Source organism: Nocardia sp. NPDC055029 (assembly GCF_053608525.1).
This window is the reverse complement of the sequence record NZ_JBSGVQ010000056.1, coordinates 17006-37335: the sequence shown is the minus strand read 5'-3', so window position 1 is coordinate 37335 and position 20330 is coordinate 17006. Positions and strand designations below refer to the sequence as shown.

Sequence of the window (20330 nt, the reverse complement as noted above, 5' to 3'; positions counted from 1 at the left end):
GGCCGCGTCGGGGATGAGGGCACCGAGGCCGGCACCGGCTTCCACGACCACCTCGACACCCTGCTTGGACAGGGCGGGGATGATCTTGGGCACCAAGGCGACCCGCCGCTCACCCGCGCCGGACTCGCGAACGACTCCGACACGCGCGCCGCGCGGCGAACCCTCGCCAACGTTGTGCGTTGTCTCCACTAGTCAGACTTCCTTTTCGTGCTGGCTTCGAGCCTGGGAACAACGGGGTCAGCCGAAGTTACCTACGAGTAATATCGGCTTAAATCCTCGCAACTGTACTCGGCTCGCGGTGAGCCTAGCGGAGATGCCCGTCACATCGGAGAGCTGGACCGCCCACTGGGAAATCGGACAGAGCCGACCCGTTTCGCCAAGTTGACGACCTTTCCGCCCGGCGGACGCGAGCTCGCGTCGTCGATCAGATTCGTCGCCGCAGGTAGGGCCGGACAAGACCGCACGTGCGAGTGGGGTACTTACCTGGACGTCCGAATCCTGGTCGAATGACCTGTTCGGCGGGCGAACGTGACGCGTGTCATGCCGGTGCATGGTTCGGACTGTTGCGCGACCTGGGCCACACCGTAGGGTCGGAGCTGTGAACGACTGCGTCTTCTGCCGGATCGTGGCCGGTGCCGCACCGGCGACCAAGGTCTACGAGGACGACGCGGTGTGCGCGTTCCTCGACATCCGGCCGATCACCCGCGGGCACACGCTGGTCGTTCCCAAACAGCACGCCACCGAACTCGACGATCTCGATCCCGAACTCGGTGCGACGATCTTCCGCACCGGTCACCGGCTCGCGCGCGCCCTGCGCCGCAGCGGCCTGGCCAGCGACGGCGCCAATCTCGTTCTCAACGACGGCACAGCGGCCTTCCAGACCGTCGGCCACGTCCACCTGCACGTGGTGCCGCGCAAGCACGGTGACAAACTCAGTTTCGCCAAGGGCTTTCTGCTGCGCAGGCCGCACGAACCGAATGCGACCGCAGCGGCGATCCGTGCCGGCATCACCGCGCTCGACCAGAGCGAAGCAGAAGGAGCACAGGGATGACCGACCGCACGCCCGATCGCGAGCAGCTCACCGACCTGCTCTCCCAGCAGTGGGAGGCCATCGGGATCCTGGTCGCCGACCTCGACGAGAAGTCGTGGCGCAAGCCGTCCCCACTACCCGGCTGGACACTGTTCGACGTGGTCGCCCACGTGATCGGCACCGAGTCGTGGCTGCTCGGCGATACCCCGCCGCCGCATGACCCGTTGCGCCCCAAGACCGACGTGCGGACGCTGCCGCACGTGCGCAACGAGGTCGCCGTGCTCAACGAGATCTGGGTCGACCGGTTGCGCCCGCTCTCCGGCAAGCGCCTGCTCGCCCTGTTCGACGAGGTGACCGACCGCAGGCGCGCGGCGCTGGCCGCGATGGACGAGCAGGCCTGGCAGACGCCGACGGTGTCGCCGGTCGGGCAGGTTCCCTACGGGCGGTTCATGCGGGTGCGGCTGTTCGACTGCTGGATGCACGAACTCGACCTGGCCGACGGGATCGGCCGCACGGTGCCCGAGGGCGGCGGGCGCGCGGAGACCGCGTTCACCGAGCTCACCCTCGGCCTTGGCCGGGCCGTGGTGAAGGGCGCGAAGGCGCCGGACGGTTCGCGGATCACCATCGACCTCAGCGGACCCGTCACCCGGCAGATCCACCTCGCGGTGGTCGACGGGCGCGGCGCGGTGCTCGACGCGCCCGAGGGCGAACCGACCGCCGTGATCAGCATGGACTCCGGGTTGTTCGCGCGGTTGCGTGGCGGGCGGACCACCGCTGCCGCGCACCGGGACGCGGTCACCGTCTCGGGTGACACGGCCCTCGGTGAGCGACTGGTGCAGAACCTGGCCTTCACCATCTGATGCGGCTGTTCCTGGCGTCCTACCGGTTCGGCGCCTTCGCCGACCGGCTCGCCGGGCTCGTCGGCACACCCGGCCGGGTGGCGGTGATCCCGAATGCCTTCGACGCGTGGCCCGACGCCTGGTCGTCGGCGGTCACCAGTGATGTGAACCCGCTACGGCAGCACGGCTATTCGCCCGAGGTGGTCGACCTGCGCGACTATGCCGGGCAGCCGGGTCAGCTCGAGCGGCGGTTGCGCGAGTTCGCCATGGTGTGGGTGCGCGGCGGGAACACCTTCGTGCTGCGGGCCCAATTCGCCCGCAGCGGAGCCGATTCCGTGCTGCCCGAGCTGCTGCGCGAGGACGCACTGGTCTACGCGGGCTACAGCGCGGGCGCCTGTCTGCTCGGGCCCGATCTGCACGGGCTGGAGACGATGGACGATCCCGCCGAGGTGCTGCCCGCCACCGGTGTCGAACCGCGATGGGACGGACTGGGATTGGTGGATCGGCGGCTGGTCGTCCATCTCGACTCGCCCACCGATCCGGACGGCGAGGCGGCGAAGATGCTGGCGCGCTGCCGAACCGAGGGCGTCGCGCACTGGGCGCTCACCGACGACGATGTCGTCCTGGTGGACGGCGATCGGACCGAGGTGCTGCGCGGCCGGTCATCGACCGGCGTCGACCGGATCCGCTGATCGCTTGCGCCGGAATACGATCCAGCGCATCGCGCAGTACATGTACACCGCTTCGCAGGCGCCCGCCAGCAGCCGCGCCACGTGGTATTCCACGCCGAGCGCGCTCAACCCGGAGCCGACGCCGAGGATGAACGCCAGGTAGTTGACTCCCACCACGACCGCGTAGACCGCGGCCTGCTTGCCCATCGGGGCGTGCGAGTGGAAGTTGAAGGTGCGGTTGAGCAGGAAGGCGAGGCCGAACGCGACGATGTAGGCCAGGCTGATCGACAGCCAGACGGGCAGGTCGAGTGCCTCGTGCAGCAGCGTCAGCAGCAGCAGGTCGACGCCGAAGGTGAAGCTGTTGATCAGCGCGAAGCCGAGAAGGGTCGCGGGCACGTACCGGTTCAGCCCGAACGGCAGCCGGGCCACGACGGCCTCGCACCAGCGGGTGAACCGGTCGGCCATCGAGTCGGTGACACACTCGCGCTGCTCCACGGGGCCAGCCTGCCAGCGTGAGATGACGCCGAGGTGAGCGGACGGCAAACGGGTGAGTCGGTGCTCAGTGCGGCAGGGCAACAGCCTGTGCCTGCGCGGCGGCGGGCTCGGCCGGACCGCGGTCGAGCGTGGTCCACGTGGCCAGGCAGCGTCGGCGGGTGAACTCGTCCGCCTCGGACAGGAGAGCGTCGCGCAGCTGGCGCGGATCGGCGGCCCACTCGGCGGCGATCTCGGCCAGCGCGCGGATACCGAACATCCCGGTCGCCTCCAGCGCCGACAGCCATTCCTCGTGCACGCCCGCGTGGACACGATCCATCGCGTCGGGGTCGATCCCCGCGTCGGCGTACTCGGCGGCCAGCAGGGCTCCGACCAATGCGCTGCGGTCCTGCGGTTCCTTCATCTTCCGGCCCTCCCGGCGAAATACGGTGCGACGCGGTGCGTCGGTTGATGCGATGCGCGAGCGGGCGCACCGTAGAGCGGAATTCGAAACGCGCCGGGCGAATCGCTGTCGATCACACCCGTTATGGGCCATTGTGACGGGTTGGACGCCGTATACACCAACCGAACGCGCGGGATCACAGTCATGCGGAAATTCACTTGGTCGGCAACACATCGCACCGGCACGAAACTGGTCAGATGATCACCACGCTCGGGTGGCGGTCGCTTCCCGGCCGGTACCCGCACCAGAGCGCTGATCAATCGACCTTCGCGAGTGCCCGCGCGAGGCGGGTGGCGCGGGTTAGCGTTGACGTGTGGACGAGAGCAGGGTTGACCTCGATGCGTTGATTTCCGCGGTGTCCGAGGGGGCGGTGGTCATCGATCCCGATCTGCTGGCGGGGTACCGGCAGGATTGGGCGCGTGATCCCGACGCGGGGACGCCGCTCGCGGTGGTGCGGGCGCGCGGTACCGCGGATGTGGTCGCCACCCTCCGGTGGGCGCACGACCGGCGGGTGCCCGTCGTGCCGCGCGGGGCCGGGTCGGGGTTGTCCGGCGGGGCGACCGCGGTGGACGGCGGGATCGTGCTGAGCACCGAGTTGATGCGGGAGATCCGCGTCGACGCGGTCACCCGGACGGCCGTGGTGCAGCCGGGGCTGCTCAACGCCGAGGTCAAGCGGGCCGTCGCGGCGGAAGGGCTGTGGTATCCGCCCGATCCGTCCTCGTTCGAGATGTGCTCGATCGGCGGCAACGCGGCGACCAACGCGGGCGGGCTGTGCTGTGTGAAATACGGCGTCACCACCGACTACGTGCTCGGCATGGAGGTCGTGCTCGCCGACGGGACCGTGGTGCGCCTCGGCGGGCCGCGGTTGAAGGACTCGGCCGGGCTGTCGCTGACCAAGCTGTTCGTCGGCAGCGAGGGCACGCTCGGGGTGATCACCGAGCTCACCCTGCGGCTGCTGCCCGCGCAGCCGCCGCAGGCGACCGTCGTCGCGAGTTTCGGCTCGCTCACCGCGGCCACCGACGCCATCCTGGCCATCACCTCGACCTTGCGTCCCGCCATGCTCGAATTCATGGACACGGTGGCGATCAACGCCGTCGAGGACGAGATGCGGATGGGGCTTGACCGCACCGCCGCCGCGCTGCTGGTCGCCCGTTCGGACGCGCCGGGCGAGTTCGCCGCGCACGAGGCGAAGCTGATGGTGTCGCTGTGCGAGAAGGCCGGGGCGACCGAGGTTTTCGATACCGAGGATCCCGCCGAGGGCGAAGCCTTCACCGCCGCACGGCGATTCGCGATTCCCGCGGTGGAACGGATCGGGCCGCTGCTGCTCGAGGACGTCGGCGTGCCGCTGCCCCGGCTCGGTGACCTGATCACCGGCATCACCGCCATCGGGGAACGCAACGACGTGCTGGTGTCGCTGATCGCGCACGCGGGCGACGGCAACACCCACCCGCTGATCGTGCACGACCCCACCGACCCCGACAACACCGCCCGCGCGCACCGCGCGTTCGGCGAGATCATGGACCTGGCCATCGCGCTCGGCGGCACGATCACCGGCGAGCACGGCGTCGGGCGTTTGAAGAAGGCGTGGCTGCCCGACCAGGTCGGCCCCGAGGTCATGGCGCTGACCCGCCGCATCAAGGACGCTCTCGACCCGGAGGGCATCCTCAATCCCGGCGCGGTCATCTAGTGGAACATCGGGCCTGGCCGCCGGGTTAGCATCCGGTATGACCACCAGGCTCGAGCACAACGTCGCCGACACTCGTTTCGAGATCTACCTCGACGGCGTCCTCGCCGGCTACGCCGACTACGCCGAACGCGAGGATCCGAAGGTCCGCGACTTCCACCACACCATGACCTTCCCCGAATTCCGTGGCCGTGGGGTCGCGGCCGAGGTCGTCGAGTACGCCCTGCGTGATTCCCGCGCCAACGGCTACCACATCGTCCCGACCTGCTGGTACGTCGAGAAGTACGTCGCCGAGCACCGCGAATACGCCGACCTGGTGGCTTAACCGCGCAGATAGCGGGCCAGGATCGGGCCGATCACGGCGAACGCGTCCGGGCCGGTGAGCCGGTTGTGTTCGTGGCCGGTCCGGTTGTCGATGATCTCGCCGCTGACGTAGGGGCGCCAGGTGTCGGCGTTGGCTTGGTAGCCGGGGCGGGCGGTGGTGCTGCTGAAGAACAGCAGATCACCGTCGAAGATCCCGGGTTCGTACTCGGCCGCCTCGCGCACGATCTGCTGGTAGTCGGCGTAGAGCCGCTGTAGATCCGCCGCGGTGAGCGCGCCGAGCAGACCCGGCATCGGGTTACCGGTGCCGGCGTCGACGTCATTGTCGACGCCGGGCAGCGGTGCGGCGGTGTACCGATCCGCCGCGGAATCGGCCGACAACGCTGGCGGCGCGATTCGATCGGGAGCAGCGCCGGCGGCCCCGGCGCGCAAGAGTTCGGCGGCGTGTTCGGCCGACCGGTCGCCGTCGAGCAGCGCCGGGTCGATGCCGCCGAACTCGGCGAGCAGCACCTCCGGCGACGGCAGTTCGGCGGCACCGGCCGGGTCGACATCGGCGCGGCCGTCGAGGATGGTCAGCGCGTCGACCTCGGCGCCGCGGTGCTGGAGTTCGACCGCGATGGCGTGCGCGATCGGCCCGCCCGCGGAGTAGCCGAGCAGCCGGTACGGTCCGGCGGGCTGGATCGCCTGGATCTCGTCGGCGTAGCGGGCGACCCGGTCCCGCAGCGGCCGATCGGGTTGCTCGGTCGCGATACCGGGCGATTGCAGGCCGTAGACCGGGAAACCGGGATCGAGGTGGCCGGGCAGGCCCGCGTAGCACCAGGCCACGCCGATCGCGGGGTGCACGCAGAACAGCGCGGGACCGGTGCCGCCCGCGCGCAGCGGCACCAGGGTCCGCAGGGCCGGGTCGACCGCGTCCCCGGTGGTGATGCGCTGGGCGAGCGCGCCGGGCGTCGGGTCGCCGAACATCCACTGCACCGGCATCGCGACATCGAGCCGGTCACGGATCTGGGCGACCAGCCGGACCGCGATCATGGAGGTGCCGCCGAGTTCGAAGAAGTTGTCGTCCAAGCCGATCCGCTCGACGCCGAGGACGGACTCGAACGCGGCGACGACGGCCTCCTCGACGGGGGTGACCGGCGGCCGATAGGGCAGGTCGGCGCGGTGTTCCGGCGCGCGTACGACGGGATGCACGATGGTTCCCGGCGGCGCGGTGACGTCGAGTTCGCCGAGGACGCGGCCCGGGTCGGCGGTGAGCGCGTCGAGCAGGTCGACGAACCGGTGCGCCAGTGTCCGCGCGGTGGTCTCCTCGAACAGGTCGCGGGAGAAGGTGAGCGTCCCGGACATACCGGCAGGCGTGCCGTCGGGGCCGAAGTTCTCGGCCAGCATCCACTCGAGGTCGAATTTCGCGCCGACCGGCGGCATGTCGAGCGGGTCGACCCGCAGGCCTGGTAGTGCCACCGCCTCGCGATCGAAGTTCTGGAAGACGAGCAGCACCTGGAACAGCGGGTGGTAGGAGGTGGATCGGGTGGGTGCCATCACCTCGACCAGCCGTTCGAAGGGGATGTCGGCGTTGCCGAACGCGTCCAGGTCGCCGTCCTTGGTCGCGGCGAGCAGGGTGTCGAAGGTGGCCTCGGGGTGGACGTGGCTGCGCAGCACGAGCGTGTTGACGAACATGCCGACGAGGTCGTCGAGATCGCCGTCGCCGCGGCCCGCGATGACCGAGCCGATGGCCACGTCGGTGGTGTCCGACAGCCGGGCCAGCAGCACCGCCAGCACGGCGTGAGCCACCATGAACACGCTCACACCATGCCACCGGGCCAGTTCGCGCAGCCGCACTTGGATCGTGGGGTCGATGTCGAATTCCGTCAGTCCCGCACGGTGGGTGAGCACCGCGGGACGCGGGTGGTCGCTGGGCAGCATCGAGACCTCGGGCAGTCCGGCTAGCGTGGTGCGCCAGTAATCCAGTTGCCGGTGCGAGACGCTGCCGGGATCGTCCTCGTCGCCGAGTAGTTCGTGCTGCCACAGCGCGTAGTCGGGGTATTGCAACGGCAGTGGCGTCCAGGTGGGCGCCGCGCCCGACCGGCGGGCCGCGTAGGCCACCAGCACGTCGCGGGACAGTGGCGCCACCGACCAGCCGTCGGAGGCGATGTGATGCAGGGTCGCCACCAGCACCCAGCGGTCGTGATCGATCCGGAACAGCTGGGCGCGCAAGGGTAGTTCGGTGGTGAGGTCGAATCCCTGGCCGATCTCGGTGGCGACCCGGTCCCTGACCTGTTCCGGCTCGATGGGAGTCACCCGGATCGGCACAGCGGCCTCGGCGACGGCACGGACGTCCTGGTACGGCTCACCGTCGGCGTCGACCGGGTACACGGTGCGCAGGGATTCGTGGCGGGCCACCACATCCATCACCGCGGCTTGCAGCGCCGTCACGTCGAGCTCGCCCTCGACCGCCAGTGCGATCGGCACATTGTGGGCGGGCGAGGCGGGGTCGTACCGGTTGAGGAACCACATGCGCCGCTGCGCTGCCGAGAGCGGGATCCTTTCGGGGCGTCGGCGGGGGCCGGGTCGGGGGCCGGGTGGGGTGGCCGCGGTGCGTACGGCGGCGGCCAGTTCAGCCACAGTCGGCGAGTCGAAGACCACGCGGACCGGGATGCGGGCGTCGAGGGCGGCGCCGAGGCGTGCCGCGATCCTGGTCGCGGTCAGGGAGTTGCCGCCGAGGGCGAAGAAGTTGTCGTCCAGGCCGACTTTCGGGACGCCGAGCAGCTCGGCGAAGGTGTCGGCCACCGTCCGTTCGGTCGGGGTGACGGGGGCGCGGAACCGGCCGGACCTGATGTCGGGGGCGGGCAGCGCGCGGCGGTCGAGTTTGCCGTTGTCGGTGCGCGGCAGGGCGTCGAGGACGACGATCGCGGTGGGCACCATATAGGACGGAAGTCGCTGCACCAGTGCCTCTTTCACGGAATCGAGGTCGAACTCGGCCGTTCGCTCCGGCACCAGGTAGGCGACGAGCAGTTCGCCGAGCGCGGCATCGGTGTGGACGGTGACCACGGCCTGGTGCACCGCGGGGTCGGCGGTGAACGCCGCTTCGATCTCGCCCGGTTCGATGCGCAGACCACGCAGCTTCACCTGAAGATCGGAGCGGCCAAGGTACTCGAGGCCCGGCGCGCGCCTGCGCACGAGATCACCGGTGCGATACATCCGCTCGCCCGGGACGCCGAACGGGTCGGCGACGAAACGCGCGGTGGTGAGGTCGGGGCGACCGTGGTAGCCGCGGGCGAGTGCGGGTCCGGCCAGATACAGTTCGCCCGCGACGCCGTCGGGTACGGGGTGAAGTCGCTCGTCGAGCACGAGCGCGGCCAGGCCGGGAACCGCTGTGCCGATGGTGATCTCGGCACCGGGAACGAGCGGGCCCGCCCCGGTGGCCCAGATGGTGGCCTCGGTGGGGCCGTAGTCGTTGAAGTGCACGCGGCCCGGCGCGGCCCACCGCTGCACCAGTTCCGGCGGGCACGGTTCGCCGCCGGTGATGATCGCCCGCAGGTCCTCGTGTGCCACGGTGTCCACCGAAGCGAGTGCCGACGGGGTGAGCGCGATGTGGGTGACCCGTTCGCGGGCGAGCAGGTCACCCAGTTCGGCGCCACCGAACGCGGTCGGTCCGGCGACCACCAGCGTCGCGCCTGCACCCGCGGCCATCAGCAGTTCCAGCACCGCGGCGTCGAAGCTGGGCGAGGCGACGTGCAGCACCCGCGATTCGCTCGTGGTGCCCAGCCGTTCCCGTTGCGCGGCAACCAGATTCGCCAGACCCACGTGCGTGACCACCACGCCCTTGGGGCGGCCGGTGGACCCGGAGGTGAAGATGACGTACGCCGGGTGCGCGGGTTGCGGTGTCGCGTGGCGTTCGCCGGGATCGATCGGCGCGTTCGACGTGGTGGCATGCTGCTGCGCGAAGGCTGGGTCGTTCAGCACCAACCAGCGCACGCGCCTGGCGGCCGAGGGCACGGTGTCGGCCTGCACCGCACCGACCGCTGCGGCATCGCCAAACGCGGTGTCCGCCAGCCCACCATCCGCCTGCCCGGCACCCGCAGGTGTGGCATCGGGACGCTCGGCGTCGGTCCACGGGCGGATCGATTCGGCCTCGGTGGTGGTGATGCCGAGGGATGCACCGGAGTCGGTCAGGATTTGGGCGATGCGTTCGGCGGGGTAGGCGGGGTCGACCGGGACGAACGCGGCGCCGGTTTTGCCTACGGCCCAGACCGCGAGGATCTGTTCGGCGCTGCGGCGGATGGCGATGACGATCAGGTTCTCCGGGCCTGCTCCGGCTTGGATCAGCGTGCGGGCCAGGCGGTTCGAGCGTTCGTCGAGTTCGCGGTAGGTGAGCCTGGTCGACCCGTCGATGATCGCGATGCCGTTCGGGTTCGTGGTGACGGCGGTGGCCAGCAGGTCGGGGAGGACGGCGGGTGCGGTGACGGCGGGTAGTGCCGTGCCGGGCAGTGCCGCGTGCTCGGGTGGGGCGAGCAGATCGATATCGCCCACCGGCACATCGGGATTCGCCACCACCGCGCGCAACAGGGAGAGCCAGCGGTCGGCGAACCCCGCCGCGGTGTCCGCGTCGAAAAGGTCGGTGGCGTAGCCGAAGCGGACCGACAGCCCGTCCGCGGCGTCGTCGCCTACCGTGACACTCAGGTCGAATCGCAGGCTCTGCTGGTCGAGGTCCACCGCCTCGACGTGGAGGCCGGGCAGGGCGATCTCGGTGTGGCCGAGATTCTGGAAGACCAGCATGGCCTGGATCAGCGGGTGCCGGGCCGCCGAGCGAGTGGGTTCGAGCAGGTCGACGAGTTGTTCGAAGGGGACCTCGACGTGGGCGAAGGCGTCGAGGTCGGTGCGGCGCACGCGGTCGAGCAGGTCGGTGAACGGCAGCGCGGCGGGCACCTCGGTGCGCAGCACGACGGTGTTGACGAACATGCCGACCACGTCGTCGAGTTCGGCGACACCGCGGCCGGCGACCGGGGTGCCGACGGCGACGTCGGGGGTGCCGCCGAGCCGGGCGAACAGCACGGCGAGTGCGCTGTGCAACACCATGAACAGCGAGCAGTGCCGCTGTGCGGCAAGGTGTTCCAGCCCGGTACGCAGGTCCGGTTCCAGTGTGCGCGCGACGGTGCCCGCGCGCAGCGACGCGACGGCGGGCCTCGGCCGGTCGGCGGGCAGCTCGAGCCGGTCCGGCAAACCGGCCAGGGTTTCGGTCCAGTACGCCAGCTGCCGGGCGGCAAGCGAATCCGGTTCGTCGGCATTGCCGAGCCGATCTCGTTGCCAGAGCGTGTAATCCGCGAACTGCACCGCGTGCTCCGGCCATCGGGGTGCGGTGCCTGCCACGCGGGCGGTGTAGGCGGACATCACATCGCGTGCCAGCGTGCCCATCGAGTAGCCGTCGGCACTGATGTGATGGACCACCACGGCCAGCACGTGTTCCTCGGGGCCGAGCTGGAACAGCCGCACCCGCAGCGGGACCGCGGCGGCGACGTCGAAACCCTCGGTGACGCAGGCGAGAACCGCGGCGGGTAGGTCGGCGGCGGTGCTATCGATCGCCTCGAGGTGGCCGCCGAGTTCCGCCGGTGCGACGACGACCTGGTAGCCGATGCCGTCGTGATCGGGGTACATGGTGCGCAGCGCCTCGTGGCGGCTCACCACATCGGTCAGCGCCGCCCGCAGCGCGGCGAGGTCGAGCCGGCCCGTCAGCCGTAGGACGGCGGGGACGTTGTAGGCGCCCGAGGACGGGTCGTACTGGTTGACGAACCACATGCGCCGCTGCGCGGGCGCGAGCGGAATCCGTTCGGGGCGCGGACCGGCGCTCGGGCCGCCGAGCGCTGCGGGGAGCATGGTGTCGCTGTCGAGCCGGGCGGCCAGGCCGTGCACGGTCGGCGCTTCGAACAGCAGCCGCACCGGCACCTCGACGCCGAGTTCGGCGCCGAGCCGGGCGGCTACCCGCGTCGCCGACAGCGAGTCGCCGCCGAGGGCGAAGAAGTCGTCGTCCGCGCCGACCTCGGGGTGCTCGAGCACCGCCGCGTAGGCCCGCGCCACCAGCCGTTCCGTACCGACCGGCGCGACGTAGGGCGCCACCGTGTGGTGCGGTTCGGGCAGGGCGCGCACATCGACCTTGCCGTTGCCGGTGACCGGCAGCGCGGCCAGCACCGTGACCGTCGCGGGCACCAGGTGCCGGGGCAGCCGCCGCACCAGGAACTCGCGCAGCGCGGTCGGGGTCAGCTCGACACCGTCGACGGGGGCGGCGTACGACGCCAGGGTCTGCTCGCCCTTCGGACCGCGCCGCGGCACGGTCACGGCCAGCGCGACACCGGGAGCCGCGAGCAGCGCCGCGTCGACTTCACCCGGCTCCACCCGGATTCCGTGCAGCTTGGTCTGCGAGTCGTTGCGCCCGATGTAACTCAGGCGGGTCGTCGATGTCCGGCGCACCAGGTCGCCGGTGCGGTACATGCGCTCGCCGGGAGCGCCGAACGGGTTGGGCACGAAGCGTTCCGCGGTGCGCGCGACCGCGCCCGCGTATCCGCGAGCCAGGCCGGGGCCCATCAGATACAGCTCGCCGACCGCGCCGGGCGGCACGGGCCGCAGCCACCGGTCCAGGACCGCGAGGCCGCACCCCGGCAGCGGCGCACCGAGCTCGTCCGCGTCGTCCTTGACCAGCGGGGCGCTCACTGTCACCGCCACGGTCGACTCGGCCGGACCGTAGGAGTTGAGCATCGTCCGTCCGTCGCTCAGTCGCGCGACCAGCTCGGGCGGGCAGGCTTCGCCGCCGGTCACGATCGTGCGCACCCCGGCGACGGCGGCGGTGGGCAAGGTGGTGAGGACCGCGGGCGGCGCGATCAGGTGGGTGACCGCGTTGGTGGCGACGACCTCGGCGAGCGGTTCGCCCGCCGTGGCCCGCGGCGGCGCTACCACCAGCGTGGCACCGGCGTGGAAGCCGGTCAGCCACACCAGGATCGAGGCGTCGAAGGCCGGGTTCATGCACAGCAGGAGGCGGTCGCCGGGAGCGGGGCGCAGGCGTTCGGAGACGCCGTCGACCAGTCCGCTGAGACCGGCGTGGGTCACCATCACGCCCTTGGGGGCACCGGTCGAGCCGGAGGTGTAGATCAGGTAGGCGGGATGCCCCGGGTGCAGTGGACGGACCCGTTCGGCGTCGGTCACCGGTCCCGCGGAGCGGGCCGCCACTCTGTCCGCCGCGGGCTCGTCATCGATGACCAGCCAGGACACGGTGTCGGGCAACGTCTTCCGGTGCGCGGCGATCGTAATGCCGAGGCGGGCACGGCAGTCGTGCGCGACGGTGGCGACGCGCTCGGCCGGATGGTCGATGTCGATCGGGACGAACGCCGCACCGGACTTGGCGATCGCCCACGCGGCGAGCAGCCATTCCGGTGAGCGTGGCGCGGCGATCAGCACGGCGCCGTCGGGGCCCGCGCCCGCGGCGATCAGGGTGTGCGCCAGTCGATTCGACCGCTCGTCGAGCTCGGTGTATCCGAGCTCCGCGCCGTCCCCGACGACGGCGATCGCGCCGGTGCGCACCCCCGCGGTGAGCAGCTCGGGCAGCAGCCGCACCGACGGCGGCGCGGTCCGGACGACCTCGGCCCCGTCGACGCCACGCACCGCGGCTACCGGCAGTGCCGGATCCGCGAGCCGGGCGACGATGCGGGCCAGCCGATTCGCCAGCACGGTGGCCTCGGCGTCGTCGAAATACCTGTCCGAGCAGGTGAGGTGGAGCCGCAGTCCCTCGCGTGCCTCCGCGGACAGGCACAGCGGATAGTGCGTGCCGTCGCGGCCGTGGAAGTCGCGGATCCGCAGGCGCGCGTGCTCGGAGGCCGACCGCAGTGCCTCGACGTCCATCGGATACGACTCGAAGACCATGCTGGTGTCGAACAGCGGACCGACCCCGGCGAGCGCCTGGATCTCGTTGAGTCCCAAGATGTTCCGGTCCACGAGAACACCCTGCTCGCGCTGGACGCGGGCCAGCAGTTCCCCGACGGGCTCGTCCGGGACAAGGGCGATCCGCACCGGAACGGTGTTGACCAGCATGCCGACGATCCGTTCCGCTCCGGGCAGGTCCGGCGGACGACCGGACACGGTGGCGCCGAAGACCACGTCGGTGTGCCCGGTCAGTTCGGCCAGCAGCAGCGCCCACGCGGTCTGCACGACCGTGTTCATGGTGACGCCGAGTTCGGTGCGGTGCCGGGTGAGCGCGGCGGCGATGTCCTGCGCCAGCGGCACCTCCCTGCGCAGCTCGCCGGGTTCACCATCGCGGTCGAGTGGGGCGCGGACCGCCGTGATCAGCGTGGGACCGGTCAGCCCGGCCAGCGCCGCCGACCAGGCCGCGCGTGCGCCTGCCGCGTCCTGGCGGCCCAGCCACTCCAGATACCGCAGGTACGACACCGGTTCGCCGAGGTCGACGTCCTCGGCGTCGTACAGCGCGAGCAGTTCACCCAGCAGCACCGGCATCGACCAGCCGTCGAGCACCAGATGATGGTTGGTGATGATCAGGCGGACGTCGCGCGGGCCGCAGCGCACGCACAGGAAGCGCAGCAGCGGCGGCTGTTCGGGGTCGAACGGGCGGGCCAGCTCGCGCGCGGCGATCGCGGCGCAGTCGGCCGGGTCGGCCTCGATCACCTGCCACGGCACGGTGACCTCGTCCAGCACGAGCTGTGCCGCCGTGTCCGCGGTCGTCACGAAGGCGGTGCGTAACGCGGGGTGCCTGCGCGCGAGCGTCGTCGCGGCGGATTCGAGGCGAGCGAGATCTACCTCGCCGTCGAGTTCGAAGACGGCTTGCACGGCGTATTTGTCGGCGTGCCCGGCGGCGAGCCGGGTGTGGAAGAGCAGGCCCTGCTGTAGCGGCGCGAGCGGCCAGACGTCCTCGATGGCGTGGTAGCGGCGCCGCCACTCGGTGAGCTGCGTCGCGGTGACCGGCACCAGTGCGATATCCGACGGCGTCAGTCCGCCGGCGCCCGGCTCGGCGACGGCGTGTGCGATCGTCTCCAGGGCCGAGACCCACTGCCGTGCGAGATGTTCCACCTCGTCGCGGGTGATGACCTCGGACGGGAACCGCCACACCGCGTGCACCACGGGCCCATCGGGCTCGTCGATGGTCATCGCGTCGACGGCGATGACCGCCGACGCGGGCAGCTCGGCATCGACCGCACCGCCGAGCTGGTGCGTCACGTCGACCGGTACCCACGGGACGCCCGCGTCGGTGCCCGCGATCTGGCCCAGGTAGTTGAACCCGACCTGCGGGGCGTCCGCGGACCGCAGCCGGTCGTCGGAGCCGAGGTGGCGCAGCAGGCCGAAGCCGAAGCCGCCGTGCGGCACCGCGCGCAGCTGCTCCTTCACCGCGGCGACCGCGGACAGCGGCTCGGGGTCGGCGCCGAGGTCGAGTGCGATCGGGAACTGACTGGTGAACCAGCCGACAGTGCGCGACAGGTCGGCGCCGGGGACGACGGTCTCGTCGCGGCCGTGCCGCTCCAGCATGAGCGGCGTGGCTCCCGGCGCGCCGCGGTGCTCGGTCAGCGCCGCGATCAGGGCGGCGAGCAGCGCCTCCTCGATGCCGCAGCGCAGCGCCGTCGGCAGGTGCCTGAACAGCGGAGCGCTGGTCTGCGCGGGAATCCGGATCTCGATGCGGTCGACGGCTGATCCGACGTCGCGGGCCGGATCGAGCGGGCGAGCGCCGAGGAGCGGCTGTGCGGTGTCGAGCACTCCGCGCCAGTAGTCGAGCTCGTCGGTCCATTCCGTGGCGCTCGCGGCGGTGTGGAGCGCGTGTGCCCAGGTGCGGAGGGAGGTGCCGACCGGCGGCAGCTGCGGGGCCGCGCCCTCGGACACCGCGGCCCAGGCTGCCATCAGGTCGGCGATCAGGATGCGCCAGGACACGGCGTCGACGGCGAGGTGATGCGCGGCGAGCACGAGGCGACCGCCAGGACGACCGCCGGGGTCGAGCCAGGTGGCGGCGAGCGCGATCCCGGCGCCGGGGTCGAGCCGGTCGACCGTCGCCGCTGTCGCCCTTGCGATGGCGGCGGGGTCGATCGCCTCGGCTGTGGCGCAAACGACGTGGTCGACGATCCCGGCCGCGTCGATCGTCGAGGGCGAGGTGACCTCGAGCTGATCACCGTCGACGACCCGCACGCGGAGCATGTCGTGGTGGTCGATGATCGCTTGCAGCGTGCGCGTCAGGCGGGCGCGGTCGACGTCATCCGGCAGCGCCAGCACCATCGTCTGCGCGAACCGCTGCCAGCCGGGCTGGGTCAGGAGCCAGTCCACGATCGGGGTCCGCGGCACCGGACCCACACCGCCGCCGGGCATTTCATCCAGCACGGTCCGCTCCCCCGGCGCGCCGACGACCTCGGCCAGTCCGGCCGGGGTGGGATGCTCGAATACGTCACGCGCCGAGAAGACCAGGTCGGCGGACCGTCCGCGCGCCACCAGCTGGATCGACAGGATCGAGTCGCCGCCGAGCGCGAAGAACGACGACTCGGCGCCGACCTCCGGCACACCGAGCACCTCGGCGAACAGTTCGCTCAGCGCCCGCTCGACCGCGGATGCTCCCGCCCGGGGTGTCGTGGGCGTGGTGTCCGGCTCGGGCAGTGCTTGCCGGTCGACCTTGCCGTTGCCGGTCAGCGGCAGCGCGTCCAGCATCGTGATCGTGCCCGGCACCAGGTGCGCGGGCAATCGATGCAGGCAGAACTGCCGCAGCGCCACGGCGTCGAGCTCGGCCGCCGCGTGCGTCGGCACCACGTACGAGGCGAGCATGGCCCGGCCCGACGCGCCCTCGCGCACCACGGTCACCGCGAATTCGACACCGGGACAGGTGGTCAGCACGGCATCGACTTCGCCGGGCTCCACGCGCATGCCGCGCAGTTTGACCTGGAAGTCGCTGCGGCCCACGAATTCCAGGACGAACGACCCAGCGGTGCCGCGCGGTTCCGTCGCTTTGACAGTGTCCCCGCTGACCGGGTCAGCGGTGCGATCCAGTCGGCCCCCGGGTTCGGCGGATGGGACTGGGGCGTCCTCGGTTTCGATTGCCTCGGTCGCCTCTACCGCACGCCAGCGGACCAGGTCGCCTGTGCGGTAGAGGCGGCTGCCGGGCGCGCCGAAGGGGTCGGCGATCATGCGCTGCGCTGTCGCGCCAGGGCGTCCGGCGTAGCCGCGAGCCAGGCCGGGGCCGGAGATGTACAGCTCGCCTGGGGTACCGGCGGGTACCGGCCGCAGGCGGTGATCGAGGACGTGCAGGGTGACGCCTGGTACCGGGAAGCCGATTCCCACCTCGATGTTCGGGGTGAGGGGCGCCGTGAACGTCGCTGCCACAGTGGTTTCCGATGGACCGTACGAATTCACCAGGGCGCGGCCAGGTCCGAAGCGGGCCACCACTTCCGGCGAGCAGGCCTCACCGCCGGTGGACACCGCGCGCACGCCGTCGAGCGCACCGGGTGACAGCGTCGTCAGCACGGCGGGCGTGGAGCACAGGTGGGTGATCGACGACTCGCGGATAGTCACGGCGAGTTCGGCGCCCGCCACCGAGTCGGCGTCGGCGATCACCAACGTCGCGCCCGCAGTGAAGGCGACCAGCAGCTCGAGCAGGGACGCGTCGAAACTCGGGTTGAGACAGTGCAATACGCGCGACTGCCGATCCGCCCGGTAGGCGTCGCGCACCGCTGCGGTCAGCGTGGCGATGCCGGCGTGGGTCACCACCACGCCTTTGGGCGTGCCGGTGGAGCCCGACGTGAACACGATGTAGGCGGGATTCTCGAGCCGCGGGCGGGGCAGCGGCGCGGCGTCGGCAGTAGCGGACTCGGCGGTGGCCGTGGCGGCGTCGGCGTCCAGCCCGTCGTCGTCGAGCGCGATCCAAGTGACCGTGTCGGGTAGGTCAGCCCGCAGACGCGACGTCGTGATACCAAGCCGCGCACCGCATTCCGCTGCCATCGTCGCCAAGCGCTCGGCCGGGTTCGACACGCCGACCGGTACGTACGCCGCGCCTGATCGGGCGACGCCCCAGAACGCGACCACCGACTCCATCGACCGCGGCAATGCCACGAGCACTGCGGACTCCGGGCCGGCGCCCGCCGCGCTGAGCCGACGGGCCAGTCGGACCGAAACCTGGTCCAGCGCACCGTAAGTGAGCTCACGCTTGCCGGACACCACTGCCGTCGCGAGGGGACCAGCGGTCAGGAGTCCGGCGTCGAGCACATCGGCGAGCAACCGCGGGGACGGCGCGGGCGCACCGCGCAGACCCGCGCGCAGGGGCAGCTCATCGGGGAGGAAGTATTCGAGCGAACGCACCGGGGTGTCCGGGGCGGCGTCGATCATCGCCTCGAACAGTGCCAGGAACCGGCGGTGATGGCGGGCCAGGGTCTGGGCGTCGTAGAGGTCGGGGTTGGCGGTGAAGTCGACGTGGATGGGGCTGTTCGCGCCGTGCTGATAGAAGTTGACGAACAGGTCCTCGATCGGCCCCGAGGTCAGCACGTGCAGGCTCGTCTCGACATCGGTGAAGTCGACGTCGGTGGGGAACAGCATGATGTTGACCACCGGACCGACGAGGCCGCGCCCGCCCGTCGCGTCGCCGTTCGTCTCGCCGTGGCGGATCTCCTCGTGCCGGAACTGCTGATGCCGCAGCGCACCCGAGACTTCCACCCGGATCGCGTCGACCAGGTCGGCGACGGTGCTGTCGGCCCGGACCCGCACCCGCAACGGCACCACATTGGCCAGCATGCCGCCGGATCGGCGCAGCACCGCCGTGGTGCGGCCGGACACCGGCAGGCTCAGCACGACATCTTCGGTGCCGGTCGCCTGCGCGTAGTACACCGCCAGCGCCGCCATCGCCAGCCCCGGCGTCCCGACATCGAAACGCGCGGCGGCCGCGTCGAGGCGCGCCTTCGTCGCCGCCGACAGTTCGGCGCGGTGCTCGCGGCCGAGCGCGTGCGCGGGCGCGGCGGCGTCGACCAGACTGCACCGCCGCGGCATGTCCGCGATCCGCTGCGACCAGTAGTCGGCGTCGGCGGTGAAGCGCGTGCTGCCGCGGTAGCGCATCTCCGCGTCGTACACCGTGTGCAGGCTCGCGGCCTTGCACGGCGGCGGATCCTGCCCGGACAACGCCGCGTTGTAGAGCTCGGCGGCCCGGTACATCTCGGTCGCGGCGGCGAAGCCGTCGATCGCGATGTGATGGCCGCGGGAGTACCCGAGCACCCGCTGCGGTCCGATCCGGATCAGCGCGAACTTTCCCAAAGAGTCACCGAGCAGATCGATCGGCGCCTCGACATCGGCACGCATCCACCGGATCGCCTCGAACTCGGGGTCGGCGGCATCGCTGAAGTCCAGATAGGACACTTCCAGCTCGATCCGCCGGTCGACGACCTGGTGCGGCCCGTCCTCGGTGTCGACCAGCCGCAGCTGGCCCGACTCGAACTCGCGACTCACCTGCTGGGAGACCGCGATGAGGGTGTCGATGTCGAGCGGACCGCGCATGTCGGTGTACAGCGCCTCGTAGAGCGGCACCGCCGGATCGAGTTGCTGGGCATACCACATGCCGAGCTGGGCCGGTGAGAGCGGAAACTCCTCGACCGCGGCCGGCTCGGCCGCCGGCGCGGTGGACAATTCGCGAGTCATCGCTGATTTCTCCCCGCGCTGACCTTCTGCGGTACCTGCTCCTCGAGGTGATATGCGGGCACATCGGCGTTCACGCTGGCGATGAGCCTGCCCACCACCACACTGCGGACATGCGCGGGCAGACCGGGTGCGAACTTCTTGACGTAGGCCGACATCCACTCCGGCCGCTCCAGCAGGAACGGGAAGTCGGTGGCCATCATCGTGCGCACCACCAGCATCGGGATCGGCGCGTCGAGCGGGTGGTACTGCTTGTTCCAGAGTCCGGGCTGGGTGCAGCCGGGATAGAACTGCCCGAGCATCAGTCCACGCTCGACGAACTCCGTCTTGAGCTCGTCGTGCAGGTCGTCGATGATCGTGTAGTCGTGCAGGTCGGGCATGGCCGTCACCAGGCAGCGCAGCACCGCGGAGCCGCCGTTGTCCGGCGGCAACTTCGGGAACAGCTCCAGCGCGTCCGAGAGCACCAGCCGCACGTACGCGGGCCACGGTTGCGCGCCCGCGACCCGGCCGACCCAGATCAGGTCACGGCGCATCGACGGGCCGACATACGGACAGACGGGGCCCTCACGCCCGATCGCGTCCAGCGGCTGGGTGAGATAACCCTGCGCCCACGTGCGGACCCGGTCGAGCAGTTCCTGCGTGAACCGGGAACCCTCCCCTGAGCTGGACAGCGGGAGCCAGCTCATCCCTGAGCGGGTTCCAGAAATTACGTCGGTCATAACTCACCTCGCCACATCGCGAGGTAGAGCATTCCCCCGAGACAGCAGCGAGCACGCGAGTACTGGGCCACTCGAATTGAAGTGGCAGGCCCGCCCACACAAGGCTTCAGCACTATGAAACATGTCGTCGACTCCTGCTATAGACGCCTAAAGAGCCTGGTCACAGCCCTTATCTAGTCAGGAGGATCGACATCGGCCACATACCTTCACCCCGACGGCTCAGTTTGATCCCACCTGTCTTGGTATATGGCATCGAAAGGCCGAAACGAATCGCCGCAGAGCTACGAATAAGCAACCCTCCGATATCGGTTGAATTTCCTGGCATTTTGTCCATCCAATTCACGGACACATTTCGAACGTCATTCCCCCGGTAAGCGGGCACAATCGAGGTAACGCCACGGAATCGGTCCGAAACCGGCTATCCGGCGAAGAGCGGTGCCGACCCCGCACCGCGGCGAGCTCCAGCAACGAAAACGGCCCCTCGATGAGTCATCGAGGGG

Annotated in this window: 9 protein-coding genes and 1 pseudogene; 5 read left to right on the top strand and 5 right to left on the bottom strand. The window is 70.7% G+C overall.

Annotation, left to right across the window (positions count from 1 at the left end):
• Positions 1 to 189 (bottom strand): annotated as a pseudogene (locus ACWF9G_RS32085) (NAD(P)(+) transhydrogenase (Re/Si-specific) subunit alpha); the annotation flags it as partial.
• A 409-nt stretch (positions 190 to 598) separates the two neighbouring features.
• Here ACWF9G_RS32085 and ACWF9G_RS32080 point away from each other — a divergent pair.
• Genes ACWF9G_RS32080 through ACWF9G_RS32070 form a run of 3 tightly spaced genes read left to right on the top strand, consistent with a single transcriptional unit; the run spans position 599 to position 2561 of the window.
• Positions 599 to 1051, top strand: a complete 453-nt coding sequence (locus tag ACWF9G_RS32080) for an HIT family protein (RefSeq protein WP_379309356.1) — start codon at positions 599 to 601, stop codon at positions 1049 to 1051.
• Complete coding sequence (locus ACWF9G_RS32075) at positions 1048 to 1890, top strand: maleylpyruvate isomerase family mycothiol-dependent enzyme (RefSeq protein WP_379309357.1); 843 nt, start codon at positions 1048 to 1050, stop codon at positions 1888 to 1890. The genes ACWF9G_RS32080 and ACWF9G_RS32075 overlap by 4 nt, the downstream gene beginning before the upstream one ends.
• Complete coding sequence (locus ACWF9G_RS32070; RefSeq protein WP_452519874.1) at positions 1890 to 2561, top strand: Type 1 glutamine amidotransferase-like domain-containing protein; 672 nt, start codon at positions 1890 to 1892, stop codon at positions 2559 to 2561. The genes ACWF9G_RS32075 and ACWF9G_RS32070 overlap by 1 nt, the downstream gene beginning before the upstream one ends.
• Here ACWF9G_RS32070 and ACWF9G_RS32065 read toward each other — a convergent pair.
• On the bottom strand, positions 2532 to 3005 hold the full coding sequence (locus ACWF9G_RS32065; protein WP_379309369.1) for a GtrA family protein: 474 nt from the start codon (positions 3003 to 3005) through the stop codon (positions 2532 to 2534). The genes ACWF9G_RS32070 and ACWF9G_RS32065 overlap by 30 nt on opposite strands.
• Positions 3006 to 3099: 94 nt before the next feature.
• Positions 3100 to 3435, bottom strand: coding sequence for a hypothetical protein (locus tag ACWF9G_RS32060; protein ID WP_379309359.1), 336 nt, complete (start codon positions 3433 to 3435; stop codon positions 3100 to 3102).
• Between the two features lie 352 nt (positions 3436 to 3787).
• On the opposite strand from ACWF9G_RS32060, the gene ACWF9G_RS32055 reads away from it, so the two are divergent.
• Together ACWF9G_RS32055 and ACWF9G_RS32050 are read left to right on the top strand one after the other, a co-directional pair.
• Positions 3788 to 5161, top strand: coding sequence for an FAD-binding oxidoreductase (locus ACWF9G_RS32055; RefSeq protein ID WP_379309360.1), 1374 nt, complete (start codon positions 3788 to 3790; stop codon positions 5159 to 5161).
• A gap of 37 nt (positions 5162 to 5198) precedes the next feature.
• The gene (locus ACWF9G_RS32050) at positions 5199 to 5483 is read left to right on the top strand and encodes a GNAT family N-acetyltransferase (RefSeq protein WP_452519872.1); all 285 of its coding nucleotides are present in this window, start codon (positions 5199 to 5201) and stop codon (positions 5481 to 5483) included.
• Here ACWF9G_RS32050 and ACWF9G_RS32045 read toward each other — a convergent pair.
• Positions 5480 to 19114 carry an amino acid adenylation domain-containing protein gene (locus tag ACWF9G_RS32045; protein ID WP_452519870.1) on the bottom strand — a complete coding sequence of 4545 codons (13635 nt, stop codon included), beginning with the start codon at positions 19112 to 19114 and terminating at the stop codon, positions 5480 to 5482. The two genes, ACWF9G_RS32050 and ACWF9G_RS32045, sit on opposite strands and share 4 nt — an antisense overlap.
• Complete coding sequence (locus ACWF9G_RS32040; RefSeq protein ID WP_452519868.1) at positions 19111 to 19830, bottom strand: DUF6875 domain-containing protein; 720 nt, start codon at positions 19828 to 19830, stop codon at positions 19111 to 19113. The genes ACWF9G_RS32045 and ACWF9G_RS32040 overlap by 4 nt, the downstream gene beginning before the upstream one ends.
• Positions 19831 to 20330: the final 500 nt, after the last annotated feature.